The sequence below is a fragment of the Xenorhabdus santafensis genome (assembly GCF_033949405.1).
In the GTDB taxonomy this organism is placed as follows: Bacteria; Pseudomonadota; Gammaproteobacteria; order Enterobacterales; family Enterobacteriaceae; genus Xenorhabdus; species Xenorhabdus santafensis.
In genome coordinates, this window is record NZ_VCDN01000011.1 from 265,890 (window position 1) to 272,583 (window position 6,694).

8 protein-coding genes are annotated in these 6,694 nt (G+C 44.4%); all 8 read left to right on the plus strand.

What is annotated here, in order from left to right:
- The first annotated feature begins 223 nt into the window (after positions 1-223).
- The 8 genes from fkpA to fusA all read left to right on the plus strand — a co-directional run bounded on the left by fkpA (position 224) and on the right by fusA (position 6,602).
- A complete protein-coding gene (gene fkpA, locus FE392_RS02820; protein WP_319928707.1) occupies positions 224-1,000 on the plus strand; it encodes an FKBP-type peptidyl-prolyl cis-trans isomerase in 777 nt (258 codons plus the stop codon).
- A 453-nt stretch (positions 1,001-1,453) separates the two neighbouring features.
- Positions 1,454-2,176 (plus strand): helix-turn-helix transcriptional regulator, encoded by a 723-nt coding sequence (locus FE392_RS02825; RefSeq protein ID WP_319928708.1) that lies wholly within the window; start codon positions 1,454-1,456, stop codon positions 2,174-2,176.
- Positions 2,176-2,571, plus strand: coding sequence for a sulfurtransferase complex subunit TusD (gene tusD, locus FE392_RS02830; RefSeq protein ID WP_319928709.1), 396 nt, complete (start codon positions 2,176-2,178; stop codon positions 2,569-2,571). The genes FE392_RS02825 and tusD overlap by 1 nt, the downstream gene beginning before the upstream one ends.
- 16 nt (positions 2,572-2,587) lie before the next feature.
- On the plus strand, positions 2,588-2,947 hold the full coding sequence (tusC, locus tag FE392_RS02835; protein ID WP_319928710.1) for a sulfurtransferase complex subunit TusC: 360 nt from the start codon (positions 2,588-2,590) through the stop codon (positions 2,945-2,947).
- A gap of 34 nt (positions 2,948-2,981) precedes the next feature.
- Positions 2,982-3,269 carry a sulfurtransferase complex subunit TusB gene (gene tusB, locus FE392_RS02840; RefSeq protein ID WP_319928711.1) on the plus strand — a complete coding sequence of 96 codons (288 nt, stop codon included), beginning with the start codon at positions 2,982-2,984 and terminating at the stop codon, positions 3,267-3,269.
- A gap of 187 nt (positions 3,270-3,456) precedes the next feature.
- The gene (gene rpsL, locus FE392_RS02845; RefSeq protein ID WP_010848548.1) at positions 3,457-3,831 is read left to right on the plus strand and encodes a 30S ribosomal protein S12; all 375 of its coding nucleotides are present in this window, start codon (positions 3,457-3,459) and stop codon (positions 3,829-3,831) included.
- Between the two features lie 98 nt (positions 3,832-3,929).
- A complete protein-coding gene (rpsG, locus tag FE392_RS02850; protein ID WP_092513454.1) occupies positions 3,930-4,400 on the plus strand; it encodes a 30S ribosomal protein S7 in 471 nt (156 codons plus the stop codon).
- Between the two features lie 93 nt (positions 4,401-4,493).
- A complete protein-coding gene (fusA, locus tag FE392_RS02855; protein ID WP_319928712.1) occupies positions 4,494-6,602 on the plus strand; it encodes an elongation factor G in 2,109 nt (702 codons plus the stop codon).
- The last annotated feature ends 92 nt before the right edge of the window (positions 6,603-6,694 follow it).

The following is a 6,694-nucleotide window of genomic DNA, read 5'->3' on the forward strand; positions in this document are numbered from 1 at the left end:
TATGAGATAATTTTTCTAAAAACAATTTTCACACAAAGTAACACTATAATATTTAAATCATTCAGTAAAAGCAGGTCTTGTGAAACCTCTCTACATTAATGTTGTCTCAATGGTTTTAGAGCGAAATATAGCAAATATTGTCATAAGATGATGTAGGCAGTTATAGTAGGTGTTGCGTGTAGCTTGTGCTGACGTTGACCCCAAAAACTTATTGGAGAGTAGGATGAAATCATTGTTTAAAACAACTTTGCTGGCGACGACTCTGGCAGTAGCATTTAGTGTACCTCAAGCTTTGGCAGACAACACAGCAACCAAAAGCGACGTTAAACTCAATAGTGCATTTAAAACGGCAGATCAGCAAAACTCTTATGCTCTGGGTGCTTCTTTGGGCAGCTACATGGATAACTCATTGAAAGAGCAAAAAGCACTTGGCATCAGTATTGAGAAAGCCCAATTGCTGGCGGGTGTTGAAGATGCCTTGAATAGCAAGAGTAAGCTGACAGATAAAGAAATTCAGCAAACGCTGATCGCTTTCGAAACCAAAGTGAAAGAGGCTGCACAAGCCAAAGCAGAAAAAGAATCCAAAGAAAATGGCGAAAAAGGTGCTAAGTATCGCGCTGAATTTGCCAAGCAAGCAGGTGTCGTGAAAACCAAGACTGGCCTGCTTTACAAAGTTGAAAAAGAAGGTACTGGCAAGGCACCTAAACCAAGCGACACCGTGGTTGTTAACTACAAGGGTACTTTGATTGATGGTCAGGTTTTTGATAACTCTTTTGATCGCAAAGAACCTCTGTCCATCCGTCTGGATAGCGTGATCCCAGGTTGGATTGAAGGTCTACAGCATGTGAAGAAAGGCGGAAAAATCACACTGGTTATCCCACCAGAACTGGCTTACGGCCAAGCCAGCGTGCCTCAAATCCCTGCAAATTCTACCTTAATTTTCAATATCGAACTGTTGGATGTTAAACCAGCTGCAAAACCAGCGGGCAAAGCAAAATAATTTCTGACGATAATTTAGCAATAACACTGTCGGGGGCTTAATGGCTCCCGATTTATATGTATTTCCTTCGTTTTTTATCTTTCTATGGTTATTTACTTCAGCTTGATGAGTAATAAGTTTTGAATAAAGATGAACGAATTTGTCTGCTTATTATTTCCTGCGGTATCACATAAAATATTATTTCCTATTTCAGTCGTAATTTCAGGCATATTTGCCATAAAGCTGTGATAAACCCCCGTGATATGCTCAGCAATAGCTTGACGTAAATTCAATGTAGTTTTAACGTCAATGTAGTTTTAACATTATCACCCCGAATAGAATATAAAACATTCTGCCTGCGACAGTAGAAGTTTACTGAGGCAGATCCTCGGTTGTCGTAATGTGATTTTATAATAAATCTCACGTTGAGATTTTTGGTAAGGCAAAGTTTGAGCTTGAAGGATGGTGCATTACATGTCTACCCCGTTATTAACTGGTGATAACAGTGATCTCGATTTACTGGAAAACCAACCGTTTACTGAAATAGATCATGAAATTTTAAAATCTTACGAAGCTGCTGTTGATGGCCTGGCTATGTTGATTGGTGGGCATTGTGAGATAGTTCTTCATTCACTGGAAGATCTTAAATGTTCAGCTGTCAGAATAGCCAATGGTGAGCATACAGGCCGTCAGATTGGCTCGCCAATTACCGATTTGGCGTTACGAATGCTGCATGATATTACCGATGAAGATAGCAGTGTCTCTAAAGCATATTTCACACGGGCGAAAAGTGGCTCGTTGATGAAATCTGTCACAATTGCTATTCGTAATCGCCAGCGTCGGGTTATTGGGCTTTTATGTATTAATATGAACCTCGATGTACCTTTCTCTGAGATTATTCAGACCTTTATCCCGGAAAAAACACATGAAGTTGCTTCAAATGTTAACTTTGCTTCTTCTGTAGATGATTTAGTGGCACAAACGTTGGAATTCACGATTGAAGAAGTGAATGCTGATCGCACGGTTTCTAACAATGCGAAAAACAGGCAAGTGGTACTGAACCTCTATGAAAAAGGCATTTTTGATATTAAGGATGCAATCAATCAGGTCGCTGAACGTTTGAATATCTCGAAGCATACGGTATATCTCTATATTCGCCAGTTTAAAAATGGTGAATATGCTAGTCCGGAGAAGTAATGTCTTCACTGTCATATTGCTTGCTGGTCACCGGGCCAGCTTATGGTACTCAACAAGCAAGCAGTGCCTATCAATTTGCTCAGGCGCTAATCGCTTCAGGTCATACGCTGCGCAGTGTGTTTTTTTATCGTGAAGGAGTCCAAAATGGTAATCAATTGGTCTCTCCTGCCAATGATGAATTTGATCTGACCAAAGCATGGCAAACTTTGGCGGCCGAACACCAGTTCAATCTGTCTATCTGTGTCGCTGCGGCATTGCGGCGTGGGGTTGTGGATGGACAACAAGCCCGTGAATTGGCGCTGCCTGCGGCAAACTTGGCGCAGGGTTTTGAACTCAGCGGATTAGGAGCGCTGGCAGAAGCCATGATGCTAAGTGATCGGGTTGTACAATTTTAGGGGCCGTGAGGTATTAATGAAAAAAATAGCTTTTGTATTTACTGAAGCCCCCCACGGTTCTTCTGCCGGCCGAGAAGGGCTGGATGCATTACTTGCAACATCAGCATTGACCGAGCAAATTGGTGTATTTTTTATTTCTGATGGCGTACTCCAACTACTGCCCAATCAGCAACCAGATAAAATTTTGGCTCGTGACTATATCTCGACTTTTAAAATCTTGCCGATGTATGACATTGATAAATGCTATGTATGCCTCGATGATCTACTGAGCCGCGGAGGCAATCCAGCACATGATTTGGTGCTGAAGGCTGAATTTCTTTCAGCGGAAGCCTTGCGGGAGCTGTTGGCGGAATATGATGTCGTGGTGAAGTTTTAATCTATTGCAGCGATAGCTATTGCAGGTAGGTAACATGTTATATACTGTTGGTCGCTCACCATACCATATCGACTTCAAAGCAATGCTTAGCCTTATTTCTGATATTGATGATGTTTTATTAATTCAGAATGGTGTGTTATTAGGCATCAATAATAATCGCGATTTAGTGGAATTGCTTAATACAGGTGCTGGCATTTATGTTCTGAAAGAAGACTTGGATGCCCGGGGGATGTTTGAACAAATATCTGACCGTGTAAAGGTGATTGATTACGCCGGATTTGTTAGCTTAACAGTGAAACATCAGCAAAATTTTGCCTGGTAAATGTGAATTGAACTTTTCTGCTACTTTAGCAGTACAGAAAAACGCTTTACCAGCATAGAAAAACTGTATATTTCTTGACACCTAGTCAAGTCAGCAATAAAATTCCGCGTCCTCTCGTTTTGCCATTATGGCAAGGCGAGAGTAAAATCCGTGTTTACGAAGCAAAAAACCAGGAGCTTTTTTAATAATGGCAACTATTAACCAGCTGGTTCGCAAATCTCGTAGCTCGAAAGTTGTGAAAAGCAACGTTCCTGCTCTGGAAGCTTGCCCGCAAAAACGTGGCGTATGTACTCGTGTATATACTACCACCCCTAAAAAACCAAACTCCGCACTGCGTAAAGTATGCCGTGTGCGTTTGACTAACGGCTACGAAGTTTCTTCCTACATTGGTGGCGAAGGCCACAACTTGCAGGAACACTCCGTTATCCTGATCCGTGGCGGTCGTGTAAAAGACTTGCCAGGTGTGCGTTACCACACTGTTCGCGGTGCACTGGACTGTGCCGGTGTTAAAGACCGTAAACAAGGTCGTTCCAAGTACGGTGTGAAGAAGCCAAAGGCTTAATGGTTCTCCGTTAAGTAAGGCCAAACATTTTTCACTTTAATGTCAAAATAAACTCGTAGAGTTTTGGACAACCCTGAAATTCGAAACGGAGTATTTCCATGCCACGTCGTCGTGTAATTGGTCAACGTAAAATTCTGCCAGATCCAAAGTTCGGATCTGAACTGCTGGCCAAATTTGTAAATATCCTGATGGTAGACGGTAAAAAATCTACCGCAGAAGCAATCGTATATAGCGCGCTTGAGACCCTGGCTCAGCGTTCTAGTAAAGATCATCTGGAAGCATTCGAGCTGGCACTGGATAACGTGCGCCCGACTGTGGAAGTTAAGTCCCGCCGTGTTGGTGGTTCTACCTATCAGGTTCCAGTTGAAGTTCGTCCGGTTCGTCGTAATGCTTTGGCAATGCGTTGGATCGTTGATGCTGCTCGTAAACGCGGTGATAAGTCGATGGCTCTGCGCCTGGCGAATGAATTATCTGATGCGGCTGAAAACAAAGGCGCTGCTGTGAAGAAACGTGAAGACGTTCACCGCATGGCAGAAGCTAACAAGGCGTTCGCACACTACCGTTGGTAATCCCTTTTTAGGTCAATCATCGGCAGTGAATATGTTCGGGGTAGCGGCTCAGCTACCCGTTCTCTATATTGAACGTCCACGAGAGAGGAAAAAATGGCTCGTAAAACACCTATAGCGCGTTACCGCAACATCGGTATCAGTGCTCACATCGACGCCGGTAAAACCACGACAACTGAACGTATTCTGTTTTACACGGGTGTAAACCACAAAATTGGTGAAACTCACGAAGGTTCAGCAACAATGGACTGGATGGAGCAGGAACAGGAACGTGGTATCACTATCACGTCTGCTGCGACCACTGCGTTCTGGTCTGGTATGGCTAAACAGTTTGAGCCACACCGTGTAAACATCATCGACACCCCAGGCCACGTTGACTTCACCATCGAAGTAGAACGTTCCATGCGTGTTCTTGACGGCGCAGTCATGGTTTACTGTGCAGTTGGTGGCGTTCAGCCGCAGTCTGAAACCGTATGGCGTCAGGCTAACAAATACAATGTTCCACGTATCGCGTTCGTTAACAAAATGGACCGTATGGGTGCGAACTTCCTGCGCGTTGTTGAGCAGATTAAAACCCGTCTGGCTGCTAACCCAGTTCCACTTCAACTGGCTATCGGTGCTGAAGATACCTTCACCGGTGTTGTTGACCTGTTGAAAATGAAAGCAATCAACTGGAACGAAGCTGATCAGGGAACTACCTTCACTTATGAAGAAATCCCAGCAGACATGGTTGAACTGGCTCAAGAATGGCATCAGAACCTGATCGAATCCGCAGCAGAAGCATCAGAAGACCTGATGGACAAATATCTGAGCGGTGAAGAGCTGACTGAAGAAGAAATCAAGACAGCTCTGCGTAAGCGTGTTCTGGCTAACGAAATTATCCTGGTTACCTGTGGTTCTGCATTTAAGAACAAAGGTGTTCAGGCAATGCTGGATGCAGTTATCGAATATCTGCCAGCACCTACCGATGTTGAATCCATCAAAGGTATGCTGCCAGACGGTAAAGACACACCAGCAGAACGTCACTCTAGCGATGACGAGCCATTCTCTGCACTGGCGTTCAAAATCGCAACCGACCCATTCGTGGGTAACCTGACGTTCTTCCGTGTTTACTCCGGTGTTGTTAACTCCGGTGATACCGTACTGAACCCAGTTAAAGACAAAAAAGAACGTTTTGGCCGTATCGTACAGATGCACGCCAACAAACGTGAAGAAATCAAAGAAGTCCGTGCAGGCGATATCGCTGCTGCAATCGGTCTGAAAGATGTGACTACAGGTGATACTCTCTGTGACATGAACGCACCAATCATTCTGGAGCGCATGGAATTCCCAGAGCCAGTTATCTCTGTTGCTATTGAGCCAAAAACTAAAGCTGACCAAGAAAAAATGGGTATCGCTTTAGGCCGTCTGGCTCAAGAAGACCCATCATTCCGCGTGAGCAGTGACGAAGAAACTGGTCAGACTATCATCGCAGGTATGGGCGAACTTCACCTCGACGTACTGGTTGACCGTATGCGTCGTGAATTCAACGTTGAAGCGAACGTAGGTAAACCTCAGGTTGCTTACCGTGAAACTATCCGTGCTTCTGTTGAGCAGGAAGGTAAACACGCTAAACAATCCGGTGGTCGTGGTCAGTATGGTCACGTATGGCTACGTATCGAGCCTCTGGAAGCAGGTGGCGCTGGTTACGAATTCGCGAACGAAATCGTTGGTGGTGTTGTTCCTAAAGAATACATCCCAGGCGTTGACAAAGGCGTTCAGGAACAGCTGAAGAGCGGTGTTCTGGCTGGTTACCCAATCGTTGACGTTAAAGTTGCTCTGTTCGATGGTTCTTACCATGACGTTGACTCTTCAGAAATCGCCTTTAAAATTGCCGCATCCATGGCATTTAAAGAAGGCTTCATGAAAGCTAAACCAGTTCTGCTGGAACCTATCATGAAAGTTGAAGTGGAAACACCAGAAGACTACATGGGTGACGTCATCGGTGACTTGAACCGTCGCCGTGGTATGATCGATGGTATGGATGATGTAGCTACGGGCAAAGTTGTTCGTGCTCAAGTACCATTGTCTGAAATGTTCGGTTATGCTACTGACCTGCGTTCTCAGACCCAAGGTCGTGCTTCTTACTCCATGGAGTTCTTGAAGTACAACGAAGCGCCTAGCAACGTCGCTCAGGCTATTATTGAAGCTCGTAAAGCTAGATAAGTTTTCGAGTTTACTATCTTTTTAGCTCCCTCATCTCTGTGACGGGGGAGCAGTATTAAGGAATAGAGTCGTGTCTAAAGAAAAGTTTGAAC

Bases quoted from the DNA above. Each gene is read 5' to 3' on its own strand.
- fkpA (WP_319928707.1), top strand. From the start codon at position 224: ATGAAATCATTGTTTAAAACAACTTTGCTGGCGACGACTCTGGCAGTA.
- FE392_RS02825 (WP_319928708.1), top strand. From the start codon at position 1,454: ATGTCTACCCCGTTATTAACTGGTGATAACAGTGATCTCGATTTACTG.
- tusD (WP_319928709.1), top strand. From the start codon at position 2,176: ATGTCTTCACTGTCATATTGCTTGCTGGTCACCGGGCCAGCTTATGGT.
- tusC (WP_319928710.1), top strand. From the start codon at position 2,588: ATGAAAAAAATAGCTTTTGTATTTACTGAAGCCCCCCACGGTTCTTCT.
- tusB (WP_319928711.1), top strand. From the start codon at position 2,982: ATGTTATATACTGTTGGTCGCTCACCATACCATATCGACTTCAAAGCA.
- rpsL (WP_010848548.1), top strand. From the start codon at position 3,457: ATGGCAACTATTAACCAGCTGGTTCGCAAATCTCGTAGCTCGAAAGTT.
- rpsG (WP_092513454.1), top strand. From the start codon at position 3,930: ATGCCACGTCGTCGTGTAATTGGTCAACGTAAAATTCTGCCAGATCCA.
- fusA (WP_319928712.1), top strand. From the start codon at position 4,494: ATGGCTCGTAAAACACCTATAGCGCGTTACCGCAACATCGGTATCAGT.